The organism is Thermoleophilum album (genome assembly GCF_028867705.1).
Classification (GTDB): domain Bacteria; phylum Actinomycetota; class Thermoleophilia; order Solirubrobacterales; family Thermoleophilaceae; genus Thermoleophilum.
The window spans coordinates 669,559-691,597 of sequence record NZ_CP066171.1 but is presented as its reverse complement, the minus strand read 5'-3'; the positions used below and the strand labels follow the sequence as shown (position 1 = coordinate 691,597).

The window sequence follows — 22,039 nt, the reverse complement described above, 5'->3', positions numbered from 1 at the left end:
TCGATTATGCGCTCCCGTGCGAGATGGACCCTGCTCCTCACCGCCGCAACCGTTTCGGCGCTGGCGCTGTCAGCGGCGTACGTGGCGAGCGGCGAGCGGAGCACGTCCGGACCGGCCACGGCCGAGGCGGCAACGCCGCGCTACCCGCTTTTGAACGGCTTCAACGCAGCTCGCCGCCTGGCCGGCAGCCCGCCGCTGCGCGTTCTGCGCGTGCTGAATCGCTCGAGCCGCCGCGCAGCAGGTGTGATGGCCACTGCCCAGTCGTTTCGGCACGTCGGTCCGCCGCACCGGCCACGGATGCGCGTGCGCGGTGAGATCATCGGCTTCCGTTACGGCTGGCACCGGGGCAGAGCTGCCGCCCGCTGGGTGCTGACGCAGTGGCTGCGGTCGCCGACGCACCGCGGCGTCATCACCTACCGTCGCTTCCGCTACGTCGGCGCTGCACGCGTCCACGGCTACCTGAACGGCCGACGCGCGACGTTCTGGGTCGCCCACTTCGGCGGCTAGTTACACACGCGCCGAGCGGCGGCAACGTGTACACCCGCCGCACGGGGCGTCGCCGTCGGCCGAGCTCCGAACCCCTCGCACGCCCGCTCGCCCACGGGCGCCGCAACGGGCGCACGGCGGGCTACGCCGGAGCGGCGGGCGCTCGTCGCACCGTCGCCGCGCAGCGGCGTTGCCCTACCGGGTTGTCAGGACGACGCCGGCTCGCGGCGCGGTACGAGGACGGCCCGCTTGAACTCGCAGACCAGAGTCCCGTCCTGCTTGAAAACGCGGGTGTGCACCTTGACCACCCCGCGATCGGGCTTCGACTTCGACGGCCGTACCTCGAGCACCTCGGACTCGGCGTAGAGCGTGTCGCCGTGAAAGACCGGGTTCGGGTGCGACAGCTCCTCGGTCGCGAGGTTGGCGATCGCTTTGCCCGAAACGTCTGCGACCGACATGCCGAGCGCGAGCGAGTAGACGTACGGCCCCACCACCACGTTCCGCCCCTGCTGCGAGCGCTTGGCGTATTCGTCGTTGATGTGCAGGGGGTGGTGGTTCATCGTCAGCAGGCAGAAGAGGTGATCGTCTGCCTCGGTGACAGTCTTGGCGGGCCAGTGCTTGTACACGGCGCCGACCTCGAAGTCCTCTAGGTAGCGGCCGTAGGGGCGCGCGCCCGACGCCTCACGCGCGGCCTGGTCGGTCTCGAGCTGCTTGGTGTCGGTTTCGCTCATCGCTCTCCCAAATCTTCCGTGCCTCGTCGTCCGGTAGCAGCGCCCGCGCCGGCGCGGGCGCTCGGGGGGCGAATCGTAACCGCCGCGACCGCGCGTTGATCCGCGAGTCAATAGCATTCGCTCGCCATGCGAAACCCGAGAGCGTTCTTCCAGCCGCTCGCCATCGGAGCGCCCGAGCCGCTGCGCGAGATTCCTTTCAAGCCCTCGCGCATGATCCACTTCTTCGACCCCTCGAACGAGAAGATGGCCTCGAAGTTGCCTGAGCTGGCGCGCAAGTGCGACATCTTGCTTGGCAACCTCGAGGACGCGATTCCCGCCGATCGCAAAGAGGCGGCGCGCGAGGGACTGATCAAGCTCGCCAAGGAGGTCGACTTCGGCGACTGTGCGCTGTGGACGCGCATCAACTCGCTCGACAGCCCTTGGGTGCTCGACGACCTTTTGCGGCTGGTCAGCGAGATCGGCGATCGCCTCGAAGTGATCATGGTTCCCAAGGTCGAGGGCGCTTGGGACATCCACTACATCGATCGGTTGCTCGCCCAGCTCGAGGCCAAGCACGGGCTGGAGCGGCCGATCCTCGTCCACGCCATTCTCGAGACCTCGCTCGGCGTCACCAACGTCGAGGAGATCGCGACCGCCAGCCCGCGCATGCAGGGCATGAGCTTCGGTCCCGCCGACCTTGCCGCGTCGCGGCGGATGAAGACGACGCGCGTCGGCGGCGGCCATCCCGCCTACCGGGTGATCGAGGACCCCGACCCGGACAACCCGGACGCGCCGCGCGCCACTGCCCAGCAGGACCCATGGCACTACTCGATCGCGCGGATGGTCGACGCCTGCACGTCCGCCGGCATCCTGCCCTTCTACGGCCCTTACGGCGACATCCGCGACACGGTCGGCTGCGAGCACCAGTTCCGCGCCGCCTTCCTGCTCGGTTGTGTCGGCGCGTGGTCGCTGCACCCGGTGCAGATCGACATCGCCAAGAAGGTGTTCAGCCCCCCGGTCGAGGAAGTGAAGTTCGCGAAGAAGGTGCTGGAAGCGATCCCGGACGGGCGGGGCGTCCACATGATCGACGGCAAGATGCAGGACGACGCCACCTGGAAGCAGTGCAAGGTGATGGTCTCGCTTGCCGAGATGCTCGCGCGCAAGGACCCAGAACTAGCCGAGCTCTACGGCTTCGAGCACCTCAAGCAGGGCGAGCCTGTCGCCAACGCCTAGGAGGAGCTCCGCAGTGCGCTTCTACGAGTACGAGTCCCGCGCTATCGCCAAGCGCGAAGGCATCCCGGTAACCGACTACGGCCTCGCGCATACGCCCGAGGAGGCGCGCGCGATCGCCGCACGGATCGGCGGGCCGGTGGTGATCAAGTCGCAGGTGCTCACCGGCGGCCGTATGAAGGCGGGCGGTGTCGCCTTCGCCGACACGCCCGACGAGGCGGCCGCGCACGCCGAACGGATCCTGTCGCTCGAGATCCGCGGCCACAAACCGCGCGGTGTGCTGGTCGATCCCAAGGCCCAGGTCAAGAAGGAGTACTACGCGGGGGTCGTGTGGGACGGGATCCGCAAGCGCCCGGTGATGATCTTCTCCGACATGGGTGGCATCGACATCGAGGAGGTCGCCGAAAAGCATCCCGAGCACGTCGCCCGCCGGCACTTCTCGAACGTGCTGCCCTTCTCGGGATTCGAGGCGAAGGAGTGCGTCGCGCGCGTCGGTGTGACCGGCTCTCAGCTCAACCGTGCTGCCCAGATCCTCGCCAAGCTCGCGCAGCTCTTCGTCAAGTACGACATGACCCTCGCCGAGATCAACCCCCTCGGCGAGCTCGAGGACGGCAGCTTCGTCGCGCTCGACGCGCACATGGAGATGGAAAACGAAGCGCGCCCACGCCAGAAGCGGCTGCTCGAAGAGCTCGGTGTGCGCCCAGAGGAGACGCGCCAGGCGCGCGAGCCCACCCCCTTCGAGCTGCGCGGCGAAGAGGTTGACGCGATGGACCACCGCGGTGTCGCCGGCAACGTCACCGAGTTCGACGGCAACCTCGGCCTGGTGATCGGCGCCGGGGGCGGCTCGCTGACCCTGTTCGACGCCGTGCGCAAGTACGGCGGGCACCCCGCCAACTACTGCGAGATCGGCGGCAACCCCTCGGTGCGCAAGGCCTGCGAGCTCGCGAAGTTGGTGTTGACCAAGCCGGGCGTCGACAAGATCGCGGTGATGATGTCGATCGTCTCCAACACGCGCGTCGACATCGTCGCGCGCGGCGTCATCAAGGCGTGCCTCGAGCTGGGCTACGACCCGGCCGAGAAGATCGCGATCTTCCGCATCCCCGGCGCCTGGGAAGACGAGGGCTACAAGATCCTCCAGCGCTACGGCGTCGAGTACTGCGATCGCTCGGTTTCCATGCACGAGGCGGCACGGCGCGCGGTCGAGAAGATCCAGGGCACGGCGGCAGCGGCTTAGCGGAGGACGAGAACGTGAGCATCCTGATCGACGAGAACACGACGTTCATCGTTCAGGGCATCACCGGCCGCGAGGCCGTGAACCTGACGAAGGAGTGCCTCGAGTACGGCAAGGGCGCCAAGATTGTCGGGGGCGTCACGCCCGGCCGCAAAGGTCGCACCGTGCACGGCGTGCCGGTGTTCGACTCTGTCGAGCAGTGCGTCGAGCACCACGGTGGTCCGATCGACGGTTCGGTCGTAACGGTGCCGCCAGCGTTCTGCAAGGACGCTGTCTTCGAGGCGATCGAAAACGGCATCAAGCTGATCGTCATCGTCACCGAGCGCATCCCCCGCCGCGACGTCGCGCAGATGGTCGAGCTTGCCGAGATGCGCGGCGCACGCATCATCGGGCCCAACTGCCTCGGGATCATCGTTCCCGACGTGATCAAGATGGGCGGGATCGGCGGGCCGGCGCGCGACGCCGCGAAGGCGTACACGCCGGGGCCGGTGGGCGTGATGTCGCGTTCGGGCGGCATGACGACCGAAATCTCGTCGACGCTGACCGCGGCTGGTCTCGGACAGTCGACGGCGGTGTCGATCGGTGGCGACGCGATCATCGGCTCCACCTACACCGAGCTGTTGCCGCTCTTCGAGGCTGACGAACAAACCGAGGCGATCGTCATCTACTCCGAGCCGGGCGGCCGGATGGAGGCGGAACTGGCCCGCTACGTGACCGAGAACGACTGTCGCCTGCCGATCGTCGCGTTCATGGCCGGTCGCTTCATGGACGAGATGCCGGGCATGAGTTTCGGCCACGCCGGAACAATCGTCGAGGGTAAAGAGGACACGGCTGCCGAGAAGATCGCGCGCCTCGAGGCCGCGGGAATCACCGTCGCCGAGGAGATCTCGCAGATTCCCGATCTTGTGCGCGAACGGCTCGGCAAGGAGGTCACGGCGCGATGACGAGCGGTCACGAAACAGGAGCGTCCACCGCCGCAGCGCAAAGCTCCGCGAGCGACGAGGCACGACGCTTGCACGGCGTCTTCATCCAGGTCGAGATCGACGACTCGATCCGTGGCGATCGCGAGCTCGCGGCGAAACTCGCCGAGGCGTGCCCGGTCGACATCTTCGCCGTCGGCGACAGCGGCATCGAGATCGTCGACGAGAACCTCGACGAGTGCGTGCTCTGCGAGCTCTGTCTCGATCTCGCTCCCGCGGGCAAGCTGCGGATCCGCAAGCTCTACGACGACTCGGTGCTCGAGCGCGCCTAGCGGGCCTCTAGCGCGGCTCGCTGCGAGCGGACCCAGCCTCCCGGGGCTCCGGCCCGTGCGCCGAGCGCGTCGGCGCTGGTCCGCGCGCAGCGCGGTCAGCCCGGGAGCGGGTCGAGATGGTGCGTCATCCACCACTCGCCCTCGAGGCGGGTCATCAGCACGTCGCCGGCGACGGCGAGCGTCGCAAGGTCGCCGTCCTCGCTGTGGACGAGCGCTCGCTCGCCCGGCCGAATGATCACGCCCGCGCTAGCGAGCGCCTCGAACAGATGCGGCTCCAATCGCCCCTCGACTGTTGCTGCACCGGCAGCCCGCGCACACGCGAACAGATCGTCGAGAACACGCCGTTCGTGGCCGCGCTCGGCCAGCACACAGATCGCCTGAGCGCGCCCGCCGCGCGGCAAGAAAGCGAGGTACGCCCCGACCGTACGACCTGTCGCTCCCGTCACCTGCCGGGCCACGAACGGCCCGCGCGCAGGCGTCGAACGCGCCAACTCGTGCAACAGCCACTCGGCGAGCGCCAGATCGAGCGCGGGGGCGAACCGCCACCGCGCACGCAGCCGCTCGGACAGCTCGACAAGCCCAGCCGCATCGAGCTCGCGGCTCGTGCCCACTGCCGGCACCGCAGATTTACCCCGCGCTGAACCGGGCGGAGCTGCACCCCGGCCCCAGCGCGTACGGGCCGCTAGCAACGCAGCGCTGACCGGTCGCAACACCTTGATCCAAACAAGCGACTCGAGCGCGCGAACACGGCCACCCAGCCGCCGCCACATCTCTGCCACCGCGACGGTCGCACCGTCGGTGATCGACAGATCCTGCGGGCCGGCAAGGAACCGCCTGAGGAGGACAACACCGACACCGGGGAGGCGCGCGTCGGGGTCGCTCACGAGCTGGCCCGAGCAGCCCAGCAGCAAGCGCCGCCCGTCGGCCGACGCCAGCTGCCGCGCGTAGGCGGCGAGAAAGCCGACAATTCGGCCGTCTTCGCGCACGTACACCAGCGGCTCCACGCCCTCGTGGCGGAGCGGACCGAACAGGAGACGCTCGAAGTAGTTGACGAGCCCCGGTGCCGGCTGCGTCGCGCCCGAGCGCATCACGCGCTCGTAAAGCGCCGCCACGGCCGGAAGGTCGTCGCGCGAGAGTTCGCGGACCGTTCCGCTCAACCAGCCCCCGCGCGTGACGTGCGCCCCGCCGGCGCACGCGCCAGCGCGCGCCGTGCCACCTCGCCCAGCAACCTCACGACAGCCAAATCGCCGGTCACGCGCACGCGTCCACGCTGGAAAGACTCGGCCCAATCGTGAAAACCAGCGCCGGCGAGACGGTTGAACTCCTCGCGCGCCAGCTCGACGTACAGGCGGGCATCGGGCGCAGGTTCGCGCACCACCTTGCGGGCGGGGAGCTCGACGCGCCAGATCGGCGCGTCGCCGCCGCGGGCGCGCAGCGTGACCTGCAGCACGAGCCGCAGGCGCCGAAACGCGGGAACGTCGGCCAGCAGACGGTCGATCGTCTCGAGGATCTGCTTGCGCGTGTCGCTCGCACTCATGCTCTCCAGCGAAACCCTAAGCGAAGGCGACGACGGCCATCCCGCCTGGGCGGGAACCGGCGAGCGACGGCTCGGCGGCGGCCAGCGCGGGCTGAGGCGAGCGGCCGCTGCGCAGCGGTGGGCGCCCGCCCTTCGAGGTCGGATAACGGCTGCGCGATCGTGATCCGATCGTCGCGCTGGACGAACGCGCCGGCCTCGTCGGCCGAGCGCCGCCAAGCGTTCTGCGTCCGCAGACGTTCTGCGTCAGGAGATCTTGTTGCGCTCGATCAGCTTGCGCCCGATCACCATGCGCTGGATTTCGGACGTGCCCTCGCCGATCAGCAGCAGCGGCGCGTCGCGGTAGAGCCGCTCGATCTCGTACTCCTTCGAGTAGCCGTAGCCGCCGTGGATGCGGAACGCCTGCTCGACAACTTCGCGGCCAGTCTCGGACGCGAACAGCTTCGCCATGCCCGCCTCGAGGTCGGAGCGCTGCCCGGCGTCCTTGAGACGCGCTGCCTTGTAGGTGAGGAGACGCGCCGCTTCGACCTTGGTCGCCATGTCGGCGAGTTTGAACTGGATCGCCTGGTGCTGGCAGATCGGCTTGCCGAACGTCTTGCGCTCTTGCGAGTAGCGCAACGCGAGCTCGAGCGCGCGTTGGGCGATGCCGACGCCGCGCGCGGCGACGTTCACGCGACCGACCTCGAGCGCGTCCATCATCTGACGGAAGCCCTGGCCGAGCCCCGCCTCTTCGCCACCGAGAATGCGATCGGGCGGGCAGCGGTAGCCGTCGTAGACGAGCTCGGTCGACTCGACACCCTTGTAGCCCATCTTCTTGATCTTGGGCGGGATCGTGAGGCCGGCGAACTTCCCGGTGTTGACCGACGCGCCTGGCTCTTTCTCGGTGATGAAGCAGGTCATCCCCTTGTAGGGCGGATCCGCCTTCGGGTCGCTCTTCATGAGCACGAACACGACGCCCGAGTTGAGGCCGTTCGTCACCCACATCTTCTGCCCGTTCAGGATCCAGTCGCCGGTCTCGGGGTCCTTGCGAGCCGTCGACTTGATCGCTTGCACGTCCGACCCGCACTCGGGCTCCGACAGCGAGAAGGCGGCGCGGATCTCGCCCGTCGCCATGCGCGGCAGGAAGTACTGCTTCTGCTCCTCGGTCCCGTACTTCATCAATAGGTACGAGCCGATGAAGTGCGTGTTGACGATCCCCGAGATCGAGATCCAGCCGCGCGAAAGCTCCTCGACGATCATCGCGTAGGTGGTGAGGTCGAGACCCATCCCGCCGTACTCCTCGGGGATCGTCACACCGAACAGACCGAGCTCCTTCATCTGCTCGACGATCGGCGCGGGGAACTCGTCCTTGGCGTCGTACTCCTCGGCGTGCGGGATGATCTCGTTGTCGACGAACTGGCGCACCATCTCGGTGATCGCCTTCTGCTCGTCGGTCTTGGTGAGAAGATCGGTCGCTGCGGCCATATCTCCTTCGGCGCTCCTCGATCTCTGCGACTTGTCGTTATCTACCGGCGCTAGCCCGGTGCCGGCGAGCGGTGGCAGCTCGCCGCGCCGGCTCGTTCGCTAGGCAGTTCCCACCGCGCGGCCGGGCGTGCGGTACCGGCAGAATACCCCGCCCCGCGCTTGCTCGGCCGCCTCGGGGGCTCGGGCTGGTGCGAGGCCCGCCGGACGGATCGCCGCGCGGCAGTGCGCTGCTCAAAAGCCCGCGGGATGCCGAGCGACGTAGCCGCGCGTCGGGCGCATCTTGCGGCTCCAGCGCGGGCCGGTGCGGGGCAGTCCCAAGCGCCGCGACGCCGCGCGCGCCTCGGCGTCGCGGTAGCCGGTGTCGAAGCGCAGACCCGCCACCACCAGGAACGTGTGGCCGCGGTGGGCGTAAACGGTGATCCACCGACCGCGGCCGCGCTCGCCCCAGCGCATCAGCGAGCCGGAGTCGAGCGGCGCGTCCAGGAAGCCGCCCCCGAAAAGCGCGTAACTGACGGCACCCGAACAGTCGTAGCCGCGGTCGAGGCCTTTCGCGAACGGCCGGTGGCCGCCGCCGTAGCGGTACGGCTTCGAAACGATGCGGTTCGCAAAGGCGATGACGCGGCGCACCTCGGGCGGCGCGTCGGCCGGCGCGATCGCGCGCCCGTTGACGAGCCGTGCCTTGCCCGCCGGCGGCACGTACATCGCCCCGCCGCCCGTGGACGTGACCGCGCCCGCCGCGGCCGGTGCGCTGGAACCGGTCGCTCCGCTGGTCTCCGCGAAGGCGGGAGCGGCAGCGGCAGCGATCGCCGCAGCTGCGGCGGCGACAGCAAGCAGACGTGCAGGCCGTTGTTTCTTCCCGTCGGGGTCCACGGTCTCTGTCCGACGCCTGCGGGGTTAGCTGACGGGCTCGCGCGGGAAGAGATCGCGCTCCCCGCTACCGTGAGGCAGCGGGGTTCGCCCCTGGTGGCACCCGGCCACCAATTGGGTCCCCCGCTCCGCGCTTGCGAGCGCGGATTCGGCGTTGGCGGCACGCTATCAGATCTCGCCGCTGTATTCATCCCCTGCGGCGCAGCTCCTGCGCTGGTGCAGCGTGCACCGAAGCGCCCGCCTCTGCAAGAGTGCCGTACCGTCGTGGGCGATCTGCAGGACCGCAGAAGCGGCGACACCCCGACGAGGCGGCGTTTGAGCGGGGACGAACGCCGCGAGTCGCTGCTGGACGCAGCGCTGCAGGTGTTCGCCGAACGTGGCTACGAGGGCGCGTCGATCGGCGCGATCGCCCGCCGGGCGGGCGTATCGAAGTCGCTCATCTACGAGCACTTCCCGAGCAAGCTCGAGCTGCATCTGGCGGTGCTTCAGCGCCACGGACGCGAACTCGAAGAGCGCCTCGAACGCGCCCTCGCCGGTGAAAAGAACCCCGAGCGCGGTACGCGCGTGGCGATCCGCACGTTCCTCGACTTCGTCGCCGAACGGCGCGACTCCTGGCGGATCCTCGTCGCCGAAGTGCACGAGCCACGGGCACGCGCCGAGCTCGAGCGGATCGTCGAGCGTGTGACGACGCTCGTCGCGCGCCGCATCGCTGCCTCCTACGGCGGTGACAGCGAGCGGCCGACGCCTGGCGACGAGGTAATCGCGCGGCTCTTCGTCGGCGGCATGGAAGCGCTCGGCAAGTGGTCGACCCGGCGCCCCGACCTCGACCGGGAGCGTCTCGCCGCGGTCGCCTTCGCGCTCTACTGGGAGGGCGCCGCGCGCCTGATGGAGCGCGCCCGAGCGACGCTCGCGAGCGGCGCGGGCAGGGCGCGACCTACCGAGATGGCCGAGCGCGGCTCCTCCTCGTCCGCGCACGAACCAACCGACAGCGCGGAAAAGGGCTCGTGACGCACGAGAGAGCTGGGTTGTCAGACTGATGGCGGCGAGAACACTGGCGTGAACTTCGCTCGCGACATCGTCGACCGACGCGACCGCGCGCAGCTCGCGCTCATCGCGATCGATCGTACGGGCGAGCGGCGCGAGATCACGTTCGGCGAGGTGTCCGACCGCTCCGCGCGCCTGGCGGGAACGCTCGTGGCGCAAGGCGTGGGCCGCGGCGATGTCGTGATGACGGTGATCGGCAACCGGCCCGAGTGGGTCTACACGCTGCTCGCTTGCTGGCGGATCGGCGCTGTCGCCCAGCCTTGCACCGAACAGCTGACCGCGAGCGACCTGCGCAAGCGGATCGATGCTGTCGCCCCGCGCGCGATCGTCTGCGACGAGCGCGACCTCGAGCGCGTCGAAGCGAGCGGTTTCACCGGCACCGTGCTGACGCTGCCCGACGAGCGCCTGTTCGCGGCCGCACCCGCGCCCGCCGTCGACCTCTCCCCCACCGATCCGGCGTTGATCGTTTTCACGTCCGGGACCCAGGGCGAGCCGAAGCCGATCCGTCACGGTCAGCGCTACCTCTTCGGCCAGCGCGTGCAGGCCGAGCACTGGTACGCACCGCGCCCCGGCGAGGTCGCGTGGTGCACGGCGGCGGCGGGCTGGTCGAAGTCGGCGCGCAACACGTTCATCGCGCCCTGGCTGCGGGGCGCAGCGGCGCTGTTGCACGACGCGCGCTTCGACCCGGAAGAGCGTCTGGCGATAATCGAGCGCGAGCGCGTCTCCGTTCTTTGCATGTCGCCGACGGAGTACCGCGCGGTCGCGAAACGCGCGCAGCTGCGGCCGTTACCGCTCCGTCACGCGGTAGCGGCAGGTGAACCCCTCGACGCCCCAGCGATCGAGGCGTGGCGCAGCGAAGCGGGAGTCGAGGTACGCGACGGCTACGGGCAGACGGAAACCGGCGCGCTGACCGGTGTGCCGCTCGGCGAGCCGCTGCGACCCGGGTCGATGGGCAAGCCTTTGCCCGGGTTCAAGGTGTGGGTCGACGAGAGCGGCGAGCTCTGCTGCGACCCCAGCACGGTGCCGACGTTCTTCCTCGACGGACCGGAGGGGGTGTGGCGGACCGGCGACCGCGTGCGCCGCGACGAGGACGGATGGCTGTGGTTCGAGGGCCGTGCCGACGACGTGATCATCTCGTCCGGCTACCGCATCGGCCCGTTCGAGGTCGAGTCGGCGCTCAACGCCCACCCGGCGGTCGCCGAGTCGGCGGCCGTGCCCGCGCCGGACGAGATTCGTGGGCAGGTCGTGCGGGCCGTGGTGGTGCTGCGACCGGGTTTCGAGCCCGGGCCTGAACTCGTAAGCGAGCTCCAGGAACACGTGCGCCGCGCGACAGCCCCTTACAAGTATCCGCGGATCGTCGACTTCGTAGACGCCCTGCCGAAAACGGCGAGCGGCAAGATCAAGCGTGCGCAGGTGCGCGAGATGCCTTCGTCGCACGCGCTCGAAGGGAGAAACGGTGGTGGCTAGCGTGACGCCGCAGCGGGCGCTCCCGCCGGCCCAGCCGGCGCTGCCCGAGGTGCCAGGGGTGCGGCACTACTGGGTGGTGGCACACGGTCTTGAGCTGCATGTCGCCGAAGCGGGCGACCCGACATCGCCCCCCTTGGTGCTGCTGCACGGGTGGCCCCAGCACTGGTATGAGTGGCGCAAGCTCGTGCCTGAGCTCGCCGAACGTTTCCGTCTTGTGATGCCCGACCTGCCGGGCTTCGGCTGGAGCGAGGTGCCGGCCCACGGCTACGAAAAGGAGACGCTCGCCGGCGACATCCTCGCCCTGCTCGACCGCCTCGGGCTCGAGAGCGACGTGGGGCTCGTCGGCCACGACTGGGGTGGCTGGATCGGTTTTCTTCTCTGCTTGCGCGCGCCCGAGCGCTTCCGCGGTTACCTGGCGCTCAACATCACCCATCCTTGGCAGCGCTTCGAGCTGCGCAAACTGCCGGCGTTCGCCCGCTTCTGGTACCAGCTCGCCGTGGCGGCCCCCCACGTCGGCGCAGCTGTGATCCGCGACGGCCGGCTCGTGCGGCGGCTGCTCGTGCGCGACCTCCACCACCGCGGTGCGCTCACGAGCGGCGACCTCGACGCCTACCTCGACGTGTTGGCAGTTCCGGAACGAGCGCGGGCGAGCTCCTTGCTCTACCGCACCTTCCTTGCGCGCGAGCTTTGGCCGATCGTGCGCGGCCGCTACCGCGACGCGCGGCTAGAACTGCCGGTGACACTGCTTTTCGGAACCGGCGACGGCTTCATCGCTACCGACCTCCTCGGCGGATTCGAGCGCAACGCCCCCCGGATGCGCCTCGAGCTAGTGCCCGACAGCGGCCACTTCATCGCCGAGGAGAAGCCGGAACTCGTGGCGGCGCACGTCGGGCGGCTCTTCGGCGGCTGAGCGCCATGCCCCGCGCCCGCGCTCGCGCACGGCGCCGCTAGCCTCGCAGCGTGGCCAACGCTCTAGCGCAAGAAGCCTCGCCCTATCTCCGCCAACACGCCGAAAACCCGGTTGACTGGCTGCCGTGGGGCGAGGAGGCGCTCGCGCGTGCCGTGCGCGAGGACAAGCCGCTGCTCGTCTCGGTCGGTTACGCGGCCTGTCACTGGTGCCACGTGATGGAGCGGGAATCGTTCAGCGATCCCGAGGTCGCGGCGCTGATGAACCGGCACTTCGTCTGCGTGAAGGTCGACCGTGAAGAGCGCCCCGACGTCGACGCCTACTGCATCGCCGCGGCGCAAGCGATCGCCGGCCACGCGGGTTGGCCCTTGAACGTCTTCATGACGCCGGAACGTGTGCCCTTTTTCGCTGGCACCTACTTCCCGCCCGCGCCGCGCGGCGGTTTGCCGTCGTGGCGTCAGGTGCTCGAGGCGGTGGCCGCCGTCTGGCGCGAGCGGCGCGGCGCCGTGCGCTCCAACCAGCAAGCGGTAGCTGCACGTCTCGGCGCGGCGGCGCGCATCGCACCCGCCGACGCGTTGCCCGACCGTCAGCTGCTCGATCGCGCGGTCGCCGAGATGGCGCACACCTTCGACAAGCGCAACGGTGGTTTCGGCTCGGCTCCGAAGTTCCCGCCAGCAGCGACGCTCCTCTTCCTGCTGGCGCGCGGGGAGCGCTCGATGACCACGCGCACGCTCGACGCGATGGCGCTCGGCGGCATCTACGACCAGCTAGCCGGCGGCTTCCACCGCTACGCGGTCGACGAGCGCTGGCTCGTCCCGCACTTCGAGAAGATGCTCTACGACAACGCGCTGCTCGCGCGCTGCTACACGCGCGCCTGGCTCGCGTGGGGCGACGCTTTCTACCGGACTATCGCTTGCGAGACGCTCGACTGGGCGATCGCCGAGCTCGGCACTCCCGAAGGCGGCTTCTGCTCGTCGCTCGACGCCGACTCCGACGGCGGCGAGGGCCGCTTCTACGTCTGGACGCGGGCGGAGCTCGACGCCGCTCTCGGCCCGGCGGCGGCAGCTGCTGCCGATTGGTTCGGCGTCGACGAGCGCGGCAACTTCGAACACGGCAGCTCGGTGCTCACGGCTCGCTCACGCGAGCGCCCGCACGAGCTTTCTGAATGGCGGCGCGCACTTCTCGCCGAGCGGGCGCGCCGCCCCCGGCCGGCCCGCGACGACAAGCGCATCTGCTCGTGGAACGCGCTGATGCTGCACGCGCTCGCCGAGGCGGGAGCGGCGTTCGAGCGCAGCGACTATCTCGTGCGAGCGCGCGCCCTCGCTCGCTTCTTGCTCGGCCCGATGCGCCCTCAGGGGGAGCTCGTGCGCACGTGGAAGGACGGCCGACCAGGGGTGGCCGCGTTCTTGTCGGACTACGCCCACCTGCTCGAGGCGCTGGTCGCGCTCTACGAAGCGACGTTCGAGGCGCGGTGGCTCGACGCCGCCACCGATCTCGCCACCGCCCTCGCCGAGCGTTTCCACGACCGCGAGCGCGGCGGCTTTTTCGAGACGCCGACCGACCGCGCCGGCGAGCTGCCGGTGCGCCTCAAAGAGATCGAGGACCATCCCATCCCGTCGGGGAATGCGAGCGCCGCCGCCGCGCTGCTGCGACTCGCCGAGCTTACCGGCGAAGAGCGCTGGCGCGAGCTCGGCGACTCCGTGCTGAAGCTGCTCGCTGGCATCGCCGAGCGGGCGCCGAGCGCCCTCGCCTATCTATTGCTCGCGCTCGACTTTCGCCTCGCACCACCGCAACAGGTGGCGATCGTCGGCGATCCCGACCGCGAGCTTGTACGGGTCGTGCGCGCCCGCCTGAGACCACACGTGGTCGTTGCCTGCGGCGAACCGGACTCGATGCCGCTGCTGCGCGAGCGACCGACCGTCGACGGAAAGCCGACCGCCTACGTCTGCGAGAACTTCACCTGCAAGCGGCCGGTGACCACGCCCCGCGAACTCGCCGAGCTGCTGCGCTAGGCCGCTACCGCCTCGCCGCGGGTCTTGTCGGCGCGCACCCGCGCCGGCCACCAGAAGCGCTCGCCGAGTAGGAACGCGAGCGCGGGAACGACGACGCTGCGCACAAGGAAGGTGTCGAGCAGCACACCGAACGCAACCGTGAACCCGATCTCGGTGAGGAAGACGAGCGGCAGGACGCCCAGCACCGTGAAGGTCCCTGCCAGCACGATCCCGGCGCTGGTGATGACGCCGCCGGTGACAGCGAGCGCGCGCAGCATACCTTCGCGGGTTCCGTAGCGCTCGCTCTCTTCACGGGCGCGTGCGGCCAGGAAGATGTTGTAGTCGACACCTAGAGCGACCAGGAAGACGAAGGCGTAGAGCGGCAGCGACGGGTCGGACCCCGGAAAACCGAACACGACGTCGAACACCACGTACGAGACGCCGAGCGCCGCCGCGAAGCTGATCATCACCGTCGCGATCAAAAGCAGCGGCGCGACGAGCGAACGCAACAGAGCGACGAGAATCAGGAACACCACCGCCAGGACGACGGGCGGTATCACCACGGTGTCACGCGAGGCAGCCGCCCGCACGTCACGCTCGACAGCGCTCGCGCCCCCCACGAGCGCCCCCGCGTCGGCGCGGCGCACGGCTCGTCGGATGTCGTCAACGAGGTCGTAGGCGGCGGTCGAGTAGGGGTCGCGGTCGAGCGTCGCCTGCAGGAGCACCCCGTCGCGACCGCTCGCCACCGGACCGCTCACGGTCGCGACCCCCGGGACCCGCGCCAGCGCGGCACGCACCGCGGCGACGCGCTCGGGGCGGGTCACGACGACATCGACGGGGGCCGACGCCCCACCGGGAAAACTGCGTTCGAGTAGCTGCTGCCCGACCACCGAGTCGACCTCGTCGCGGTAGCTGTCGCGGGTGGTGAGGTCGGTCGAGAGGTTGACAAGCCCCGTCGCCATCACCGCCAGCGCCACCAGGCTCGTGACGAGCACCGTCCGCGGGCGCCAGCGCACGAATTCGCCTACGCGCCGCCACCAGCCGTGTGTCGGGTCGCTGCGGCGTTCGCGTCGATAGCGACGGAGCTCGTAGGGAGTGAAGACCGAGCGGTCGAGGAGCGACACGAGCGACGGCAGGCGCCGGCCGCTCGCGCGCCGCACGAGCGCCGTCACGAGCGCGAGCGGCCAGAGCACGGCCACTGCGAACACAGCCGCGAGCGCGAGGCCGAGTGCGACGATCGACGAACCTTCGACGATTGTGCGCCGCGACCAGGCCGGGATGCGCTCCGGGTCGGGAGCGGTGGTGGCGGTGTGCGGAACGAACGGCCACAGCGCCCGCCGCCCGGCGAGCACAAGCAGCGCCGGTAGCAGCGTCAGCATCGCCAGCGCCGCGCTGAAAACGCCGAGCGCACCGAACGGCCCCAACCCCGAGGTTCCGTTCACCTTCGCCAACCGCAAGCAGAGCAGACCGGCTATTACCGTGGCCGCCGACGCCAGGACCGCCGGTCCGGCCGACGCCAGCGCCCGACGCGCCGCCTCGAATCGGTCGTCGAGGTAATGGAGCTCCTCGCGGTAGCGGGCCACGATCAAAAGCGCGTAGTCGGTGCCCGCACCGAGCACCAGCACCGACATGATCGAGCTCGACTGGCCGTTCGCCGTCACCCCCAGCTCGGCGACGAGCCAGCCGAGCGAGCGCGAAAGCACCTCCGCGGCGAGCACTGCTGCCAGGGGCAGAAAGAGGAAGATCGGCGAGCGGTAGATCAACACCAGCAGCACAATCACGAGCGCCAGCGCGGCCGTCAGCAGGCGTGTGTTGATCCCCTCGAACACCTCGACGGCGTCGGCAGCGAAACCAGCGCCGCCGGTCACCTTCGCGACGAGGCCCGGCGGCTGGCGATCGAGCACCGAGCGCCAGTAGCGGACCGGGTCGAGGAGTCCCGATGTCTCGCCGTTGCCGCGCAGATAGCCGGTGACGACAGCTGCCTTGCCGTCGGCCGAGCACACCGGTCCGACGAACGGCCGGTAGTCGCGCGGCTGACCGGGTACCGCAACACCCGGCGGGGCGCAGCCGGTGGGCAAGCGGGGTGGGCGTCCGCTCGGCGCCTGCTCGCCGCGACCGCTTCCGCTGCCTGTCTGGTGGCGGGCATCTCCCCTGCTCGTCCGGCCGCGCTCACTAGCACCGCCCGCACCGCCTGCACCGCTCGCCGCGGGGCCGTCCGCGACTACCGTGGGGAAGCGTCGCGCCGCCATGCGCGCGACGTCGCGGCGGATCTTGCGCAGGTCGCTGGGCCGCAGCCCGCTCTCGCGCCGATAGACGATCACTGCCGGCGCGAGCTCGCCGCGCTGCAGACGCTCAACGGCGGCTAGCGCCTTGGTGGCCTCGGCGTCGCCCGGCAGGAACGATGTGGATTCGTTGTTTTCGGCGTCAGCGAAGCGCTCGGGCAGCCGCAGCGGACCGGCCGCCACGACCACCACGAGCAGCCAAGCGACGGCGAAAACGATGCGCGAGCGTGGCCCGCACGCCACCGCGAAAGCTCTGCGCCTGCGCCGCTCGCGCACGTTTGTGTCGTTGTTAGAGGATCGGGAGATAGCGATCGAGCTCCCACTGGGTGACCTGCACCCGGTACTCCTCCCACTCCTGGCGCTTGATCTCGATGTAGCGGTTGAAGATGTGCTCGCCGAGCGTGCGCAGCACGAGCTCCGACTCGGCGGTCAGCTCGATCGCCTCGCCGAGCGTCTCCGGCAACTGCTCGATCCCGAGCCGCTTCCGCTCTTCGGGGCTGAGGTGATAGAGGTTCTTCTCCATCGGCTCGGGCAGCTCGTAGCCCTTCTCGATCCCCTCGAGCCCGGCGGCGAGCAGCACCGCGAACGTGAGGTAGGGGTTGCACGCCGGGTCGGGACAGCGGATCTCGGCGCGCGTGGCCTGCTCCTTGCCCGGGTGGTAGAGAGGGACGCGGATAAGCGCCGAACGGTTGCGCCGCGACCACGCGCAGTACACGGGCGCCTCGTACCCGGGCACGAGCCGCTTGTAGGAGTTGACCCACTGGGCGAAGATCGACGAGATCTCGCGTGCGTGCCGCAGCTGACCGGCGATGAAGCGCTTGGCGGTGTCGGAGAGGAAGTACTGGTCGTCGGGATCGAAGAAGGCGTTCTTGTCGCCGCGGAAGAGCGACTGGTGGGTGTGCATCCCTGACCCGTTCACGCCGAACAGCGGTTTCGGCATGAAGGTCGCGTGCCACCCGTACTTCATCGCGATCTCTTTGACCGTGATGCGGTAGGTCATCGTGTTGTCGGCCATCTCGAGCGCGTCGGCGTAGCGCATGTCGACCTCGTGCTGCGAGGGGCCGACCTCATGGTGCGAGTACTCGACGTGGATGCCGAGACGCTCGAGCGCGAGCACCGTCTCGCGGCGCACGTCGGTGCCGGCGTCGAGCGTCGTGAGATCGAAGTAGCCGCCCTCGTCGAGGATCTCAGGCTTGCCGTTCTCGGCTTTGGCGTTCTTGAAGTAGAAGAACTCGAGCTCGGGCCCGACGTAGAAGTGGTCGAAGCCCATCTGCTTGGCGCGCTCGAGCGTGCGCCGCAACACGTAGCGCGGGTCGCCCTCGTAAGGCTCGCGCTCGGGCGTGAGGATGTCACAGAACATCCGCCCCACGCCCTGCTCCTCCGGACGCCAAGGGAGGATCGCGAACGTCTTCGGGTCGGGCATCGCGATCATGTCCGACTCTTCGATCGCGTTGAAGCCGGTGATCGAAGAGCCATCGAAACCCATGCCGCCCTCGAACGCATCGTCGAGCTCGGCGGCGTTGATCGAGAAGCTCTTGAGCTGCCCGAGGATGTCGGTGAACCAGAGGCGAACGAAGCGGATGTTGCGCTCTTCGACGATCGCCTTTACGTCGTCAGCGGTCTGCGGTCTTTCGCTCACGCTTTCCTCCTGCTTGGGTCCTCGGGTCGTGCGAGCACCCGTCGTTGTCGAGACCGGGCGCGGCGGCGGATCTTAGTCGCGTCGGAGTGACCGGCGCAGCGCCGACGACCGCCGCGAGGGGCAACGGTGCGGCCGGCACGGCCGGTGCTCACCGGCACCGCTCAAAGCCAGGCGTGGGCCCAGCGCTTGAGCGCGCGCACCACCGGCTCGAGGGCCCGGCCCTTGTCGGTGAGGGTGTACTCGACGCGTGGCGGCGAGTCACGCAACTCGCGCCGCTCGACGATGCCCTCGGCCTCGAGCTCTTTGAGGCGCTCCGACAGCAGCCGGTCGGAGAGCTGCGGCACGAGCCGCTTGATCTCGCAGAAGCGCAGCGGGCCCGGCATCAGCACGAGGATGATCGCGCCCGTCCAGCGCTTGCCGATCAGTTCGACCGCCTGGTGGTAGAGAGAGCAGCAAGGCTCGCGCTCGCACCGAGCGCCAGCGGCGGTCGGGGAGGCAGGCCCACTTTCGGCGTTCGAGGGCCCGAAGTCGGCGGCGGGAGCGGTGCGGTCGGCGGCCGTCTGCGAGCGGCTCGCTGCCGCTATCAGCTCAGCCGTCTTCGACCCTTCCCCTCCCACCCTGCTCGCTCCCTGTCGTCAGGCCGCCTCGACGAGATCGCCGCGCAAACCCGATGCCGCCTCGACTGGTACGTTCGCGGCGCGCGCCATCAGGCACGCCCAGCGCCACAGACCGAGGTGGGCGATCGCTTCGAGTAGCTGCTCGTCGCTCCAGCCCGCTTCGCGCGCCTCCTCCTGGAGGTGCTCGGGCGGAGCGTCGTCGCTCTCGAGCACCGCTTTCAGGTAGCGCAGAAGAACCGCGTGGCGCTCGTCGAAGGAGTCGAACTCGCGCGCCACCGCGATCTCGTCGAGCCCGAGGCCGGCGTTGCGCGCCAGCCGTTGGGCGTGGACCGCTTGGTAGTCGCTGTGCTCGTGGGCAGCGACGGCGACAGCGATGCGCGCCTGCGTGTCGCGCGGCAGCTTCCCTGCTCGAAGCTCGGCGAGGAAACGCGCGTAGCCGCGCAGCACAGCTGGCGCGCCGGCAAGCACCCCGACAAAGTTGCTGATGCGCGCACCACGCGCCAGAGCGGCGCGCAGCACAGCGAGGCTTTGCTCGGGCGCCGTCAGCTCGTCGTGTACCTGGAACCTGCTCTCTCGGCTTTTAGCCATGCGCCAGCTCCTCGCCGCCCGAGTTGCATTGGCCCGCTCGCGCGTGATTCGGGCTGGCTGCGAGTATAGGCGCGCCCTTACTGGCGCCGACGTCCTGGCGCCGGTGAGAGCGGTCGCTAGCCGCCCGGGGCGAAGTGGGCGCTCGTCGCAGCCGCAACGACCAGCAGCACCCCGAGCGCGAATGCCCAAGCGGCGAAGCGGTCGGGCGAGCCCGCGGCTAGCGGCGGCACGCTCGCGACACGCCGCCGCACGCCGCGAGACTGGACCGCAGCGGTGCGCGGCCGGCGCGGCCCACGGTCGAGGCTGCGCCCGCGAACCGCATCGCGCACGGCGGGAGCGGACGCCGTCCCACCCCTATCGAGAGCGCGATCAGGCGCGAACCGGGCCGCGCCCGCCTCGCGCAGCCGTGCCGCACTGCGCGCGGCGCGCGGAAACGGCTTGAGCGCGCGGTCCGCCGATCGCGCGCCGCTGCCGCCGGCGCCGTTCACGCCACCGATGCGCACCGTCCGGCGCGGAGGCTGTCGACCTGGCTTGGTAGTCAGCGTTTCCATCGCTGCTCGCTGTAGGCCTGCGGAGTTAGCTGACGGGCTCGCACCTGCGGCGCTACGCGGTGCTCGGACCGCGATTCGCCCCTGGGACAACGCTCGGTCCCTTTGGGTCCCCCGCGCCCCGGTGACGGCACCGGAGCCTCGGCCCTCGTTCGGAGCGGGCATCGTAGCAGTGATAAGAGCACCACGCTCGGACGGAAACGGTGCGCAAGCGGCACCGAGCGGCCGACCGACCGCCGCCGTCACCACCCCGCTCAACATGGCGCGGCGGGACGCTTGGCGATCCGCTGCGCGGCTAGCCCCGCGCGCGACGCTCGGCCGAGCGCTCAGGGGGCGCGGCCGGCCACCCGCGCTACGTACGTAGCCACAGCCTGGGCGTCCTCGCCGCTCAAGAGACCCGCCGGCATCCGTTGCTGGCCGGTGCCGCCGATGCGGATCGCGCGCAGAACCCGCTCGCGGTCGAGCGGCGCGAGCTGGTCGAGGTTCGGACCTACCACACCCTTGGCCTGCACGGCATCGAGCGTGTGGCAGGTGGCGCACACTTCCTTGAAGAGCTGCTTGCCGCGCGCGAGCTGGCCTTCGGCAGCTTCGTTGCGCAGCGACCCGACACCACCGAGCGCGTCCTGTTTCGCCGCGATCGCGAGCGCCGGCACGACGATCCCGCACACCGCAACGATGAGGCCGACGGTCACCCGGAAGAGGCGCGGCCCGCCCGTCAGATAAGCCTGCCGCGCACCGGACGGACCCCCGAAGAAAGCGGCGAAAGCGACGATCAAGCCGGCGACGAGGAACGGAAGCAGAACGACGATTACGCCCATCGCGGCTGCACTCTAACCGCTGGCGCCGCTGCACGGAGTCCGACCCCGGGCGGCGCACAAGTGGCTGCGCACAAGCTAATCCCGCCAAGCGCTCGACGCAGCCGGTGCGAGCGGGCGAAATAGGGAGCCCCCGCCGAAGCGGGGGCTCCCCGTAGCTGGCCTGTAAGCCGGATTCTGTCGAGAGCAGCCATCTATCTCGCCCGCGCCGATCCCTGCGGACCATCGCGGACGGGGCTCCGAAGAGCCCTGCGGCCTACCTGGGGCTCGGCGGGCAGCGTCATCGCCCCTGCTTGGCCTTGCACCGGGTGGGGTTTGCCCAGCCTGCGTGTCGCCACGCAGCTGGTGCGCTCTTACCGCACCATTTCACCCTTGCCGGCGACGGGACTCACGTGCGGTCCCGCCGCTTAGGCGGTTTGGTTTCTGTGGCACTTTCCCGCGGGTTTCCCCGGGTCGGTTTCCCGACCACCCTGCCCTGCGGTGTCCGGACTTTCCTCGAGGGGACCGGTTGTCTCTCCGGCCTCCCCCGCGGCTGCTCGGCCAGCAACACCAAGTCTAGTCCCGCCCCGGCCGGGCCGGCGAGGCAGCACAGCAGGGGTGCGCCCGGGGCGCTACGGGAGCCGCCTGAGCACACCGACAACGCGCCCGACGATGCGTGCGTCGCGTGTGCGGATCGGCTCGTAGCGCGGGTTCGCCGGTTCCAGACGGACGGTGTCGCCATCGTGGAAGAAGCGCTTGACGGTCGCCTCTTCGCCCCCGACGAGCGCCACCACCACGTCGCCGTTGTCGGCGGTGTCCTGCCTGCGCACCACAACCCAGTCGCCATCGAGGATTCCGGCGTCGCGCATCGAATCGCCGCGCACCGCGAGCACGAAGTCGCCACGGTCGCCGCCGGCCTGCGCGGGCACGGACACAAGTCCTTCCCAGTGTTCCTCGGCGAGGAGCGGTGTACCGGCCGCAACGCGGCCGACGAGCGGCAACCGGCGCGCGCCCGACGCGCCAGCCACGGCCGTGGCGGGTGCGGTCTTACGTGGAGCGTCCGTGACAGCGGCGGCTGTCGCCTCACGGGCGCGTGGCAGGAGCTCGATCGCGCGCGGTTTCGAAGGGTCGCGCCGTAGCCAGCCTTCGCGCTCGAGCGCCGCAAGATGGGCGTGCACCGTGGCCGGCGAAGACAGCCCTGCGCCTTTCGCTATCTCGCGCACGGTGGGCGGAAAGCCACGCTCGCGCTGGTAGCGGGCGATGAACGCGAGCACGGCAGCGCGCCGCCGTGGGAGTGCCGCCACGCGCTCACCGCGCTGCTCGCCATCGACGCCGCTCATCACCCCTGCAAGCTACCGCCGCGGACGGATGACCGCCGTGCGATGCGA

Annotated in this window: 21 protein-coding genes, 1 other RNA gene and 2 riboswitches; of the genes, 9 read left to right on the top strand and 13 right to left on the bottom strand. The window is 69.9% G+C overall.

Annotated features, from left to right (window positions below; translation table 11 throughout):
• Positions 1 to 6 precede the first annotated feature (6 nt).
• A complete protein-coding gene (locus tag JDY09_RS03185; RefSeq protein ID WP_274717572.1) occupies positions 7 to 507 on the top strand; it encodes a CAP domain-containing protein in 501 nt (166 codons plus the stop codon).
• A gap of 185 nt (positions 508 to 692) precedes the next feature.
• Here the strand turns inward: JDY09_RS03185 and JDY09_RS03180 are convergent, their stop codons facing one another.
• Positions 693 to 1,217, bottom strand: coding sequence for a MaoC family dehydratase (locus JDY09_RS03180; RefSeq protein WP_274717571.1), 525 nt, complete (start codon positions 1,215 to 1,217; stop codon positions 693 to 695).
• A 126-nt stretch (positions 1,218 to 1,343) separates the two neighbouring features.
• On the opposite strand from JDY09_RS03180, the gene JDY09_RS03175 reads away from it, so the two are divergent.
• The 4 genes from JDY09_RS03175 to JDY09_RS03160 are packed head-to-tail and all read left to right on the top strand — an operon-like array spanning position 1,344 to position 4,909.
• Positions 1,344 to 2,429, top strand: a complete 1,086-nt coding sequence (locus JDY09_RS03175; RefSeq protein WP_274717570.1) for an HpcH/HpaI aldolase/citrate lyase family protein — start codon at positions 1,344 to 1,346, stop codon at positions 2,427 to 2,429.
• A 13-nt stretch (positions 2,430 to 2,442) separates the two neighbouring features.
• Positions 2,443 to 3,660 (top strand): ATP-grasp domain-containing protein, encoded by a 1,218-nt coding sequence (locus JDY09_RS03170; RefSeq protein ID WP_274717569.1) that lies wholly within the window; start codon positions 2,443 to 2,445, stop codon positions 3,658 to 3,660.
• 14 nt (positions 3,661 to 3,674) lie between these two features.
• Complete coding sequence (locus JDY09_RS03165; protein ID WP_274717568.1) at positions 3,675 to 4,601, top strand: succinate--CoA ligase subunit alpha; 927 nt, start codon at positions 3,675 to 3,677, stop codon at positions 4,599 to 4,601.
• On the top strand, positions 4,598 to 4,909 hold the full coding sequence (locus tag JDY09_RS03160) for a hypothetical protein (protein ID WP_274717567.1): 312 nt from the start codon (positions 4,598 to 4,600) through the stop codon (positions 4,907 to 4,909). Before JDY09_RS03165 ends, JDY09_RS03160 begins: the two co-directional genes overlap by 4 nt.
• Before the next feature lie 95 nt (positions 4,910 to 5,004).
• Here JDY09_RS03160 and JDY09_RS03155 read toward each other — a convergent pair whose 3' ends face one another.
• The 4 genes from JDY09_RS03155 to JDY09_RS03140 all read right to left on the bottom strand — a co-directional run bounded on the left by JDY09_RS03155 (position 5,005) and on the right by JDY09_RS03140 (position 8,777).
• Complete coding sequence (locus tag JDY09_RS03155; RefSeq protein WP_274717566.1) at positions 5,005 to 6,066, bottom strand: hypothetical protein; 1,062 nt, start codon at positions 6,064 to 6,066, stop codon at positions 5,005 to 5,007.
• Positions 6,063 to 6,446, bottom strand: a complete 384-nt coding sequence (locus JDY09_RS03150) for a hypothetical protein (protein ID WP_274717565.1) — start codon at positions 6,444 to 6,446, stop codon at positions 6,063 to 6,065. Before JDY09_RS03150 ends, JDY09_RS03155 begins: the two co-directional genes overlap by 4 nt.
• A 243-nt stretch (positions 6,447 to 6,689) precedes the next feature.
• Entirely contained in the window at positions 6,690 to 7,907 is a 1,218-nt protein-coding gene (locus JDY09_RS03145) for an acyl-CoA dehydrogenase family protein (RefSeq protein ID WP_274717564.1), read from the bottom strand.
• Positions 7,908 to 8,138: 231 nt separating this feature from the next.
• Positions 8,139 to 8,777, bottom strand: coding sequence for a hypothetical protein (locus JDY09_RS03140; RefSeq protein ID WP_274717563.1), 639 nt, complete (start codon positions 8,775 to 8,777; stop codon positions 8,139 to 8,141).
• Positions 8,776 to 8,938, bottom strand: a riboswitch (cyclic di-AMP (ydaO/yuaA leader). Its footprint overlaps the gene before it by 2 nt.
• A gap of 151 nt (positions 8,939 to 9,089) precedes the next feature.
• Between JDY09_RS03140 and JDY09_RS03135 the strand changes: the two genes are divergently transcribed.
• From JDY09_RS03135 to JDY09_RS03120, 4 genes are read left to right on the top strand one after another with little or no spacing between them, the layout of a single operon-like run.
• Positions 9,090 to 9,782: a TetR/AcrR family transcriptional regulator gene (locus tag JDY09_RS03135; RefSeq protein WP_274717562.1), complete on the top strand. Its 693-nt coding sequence runs from the start codon at positions 9,090 to 9,092 to the stop codon at positions 9,780 to 9,782.
• A 48-nt stretch (positions 9,783 to 9,830) separates the two neighbouring features.
• Positions 9,831 to 11,285, top strand: a complete 1,455-nt coding sequence (locus tag JDY09_RS03130; protein ID WP_274717561.1) for an acyl-CoA synthetase — start codon at positions 9,831 to 9,833, stop codon at positions 11,283 to 11,285.
• On the top strand, positions 11,275 to 12,195 hold the full coding sequence (locus JDY09_RS03125) for an alpha/beta fold hydrolase (protein ID WP_274717560.1): 921 nt from the start codon (positions 11,275 to 11,277) through the stop codon (positions 12,193 to 12,195). The genes JDY09_RS03130 and JDY09_RS03125 overlap by 11 nt, the downstream gene beginning before the upstream one ends.
• Before the next feature lie 50 nt (positions 12,196 to 12,245).
• Positions 12,246 to 14,204: a thioredoxin domain-containing protein gene (locus tag JDY09_RS03120; protein ID WP_274717559.1), complete on the top strand. Its 1,959-nt coding sequence runs from the start codon at positions 12,246 to 12,248 to the stop codon at positions 14,202 to 14,204.
• Here the strand turns inward: JDY09_RS03120 and JDY09_RS03115 are convergent.
• The 8 genes from JDY09_RS03115 to lexA all read right to left on the bottom strand — a co-directional run bounded on the left by JDY09_RS03115 (position 14,201) and on the right by lexA (position 21,991).
• Complete coding sequence (locus tag JDY09_RS03115; protein WP_274717558.1) at positions 14,201 to 16,708, bottom strand: MMPL family transporter; 2,508 nt, start codon at positions 16,706 to 16,708, stop codon at positions 14,201 to 14,203. The two genes, JDY09_RS03120 and JDY09_RS03115, sit on opposite strands and share 4 nt — an antisense overlap.
• A 46-nt stretch (positions 16,709 to 16,754) precedes the next feature.
• The gene (locus JDY09_RS03110) at positions 16,755 to 18,104 is read right to left on the bottom strand and encodes a glutamine synthetase family protein (protein ID WP_274717557.1); all 1,350 of its coding nucleotides are present in this window, start codon (positions 18,102 to 18,104) and stop codon (positions 16,755 to 16,757) included.
• 161 nt (positions 18,105 to 18,265) lie between these two features.
• A complete protein-coding gene (locus JDY09_RS03105) occupies positions 18,266 to 18,721 on the bottom strand; it encodes a winged helix-turn-helix transcriptional regulator (RefSeq protein WP_274717556.1) in 456 nt (151 codons plus the stop codon).
• 18 nt (positions 18,722 to 18,739) lie between these two features.
• Positions 18,740 to 19,309 carry a carboxymuconolactone decarboxylase family protein gene (locus tag JDY09_RS03100; RefSeq protein ID WP_274717555.1) on the bottom strand — a complete coding sequence of 190 codons (570 nt, stop codon included), beginning with the start codon at positions 19,307 to 19,309 and terminating at the stop codon, positions 18,740 to 18,742.
• 116 nt (positions 19,310 to 19,425) lie between these two features.
• The gene (locus JDY09_RS03095; RefSeq protein WP_274717553.1) at positions 19,426 to 19,860 is read right to left on the bottom strand and encodes a hypothetical protein; all 435 of its coding nucleotides are present in this window, start codon (positions 19,858 to 19,860) and stop codon (positions 19,426 to 19,428) included.
• Positions 19,859 to 20,014: riboswitch (cyclic di-AMP (ydaO/yuaA leader) on the bottom strand. It overlaps the preceding gene by 2 nt.
• A gap of 169 nt (positions 20,015 to 20,183) precedes the next feature.
• Complete coding sequence (locus JDY09_RS03090; RefSeq protein ID WP_274717552.1) at positions 20,184 to 20,675, bottom strand: c-type cytochrome; 492 nt, start codon at positions 20,673 to 20,675, stop codon at positions 20,184 to 20,186.
• Between the two features lie 147 nt (positions 20,676 to 20,822).
• An RNA gene (gene rnpB / locus JDY09_RS03085) (RNase P RNA component class A) lies at positions 20,823 to 21,220 on the bottom strand.
• A gap of 63 nt (positions 21,221 to 21,283) precedes the next feature.
• Positions 21,284 to 21,991: a transcriptional repressor LexA gene (lexA, locus tag JDY09_RS03080; protein WP_274717551.1), complete on the bottom strand. Its 708-nt coding sequence runs from the start codon at positions 21,989 to 21,991 to the stop codon at positions 21,284 to 21,286.
• Positions 21,992 to 22,039 lie beyond the last annotated feature (48 nt).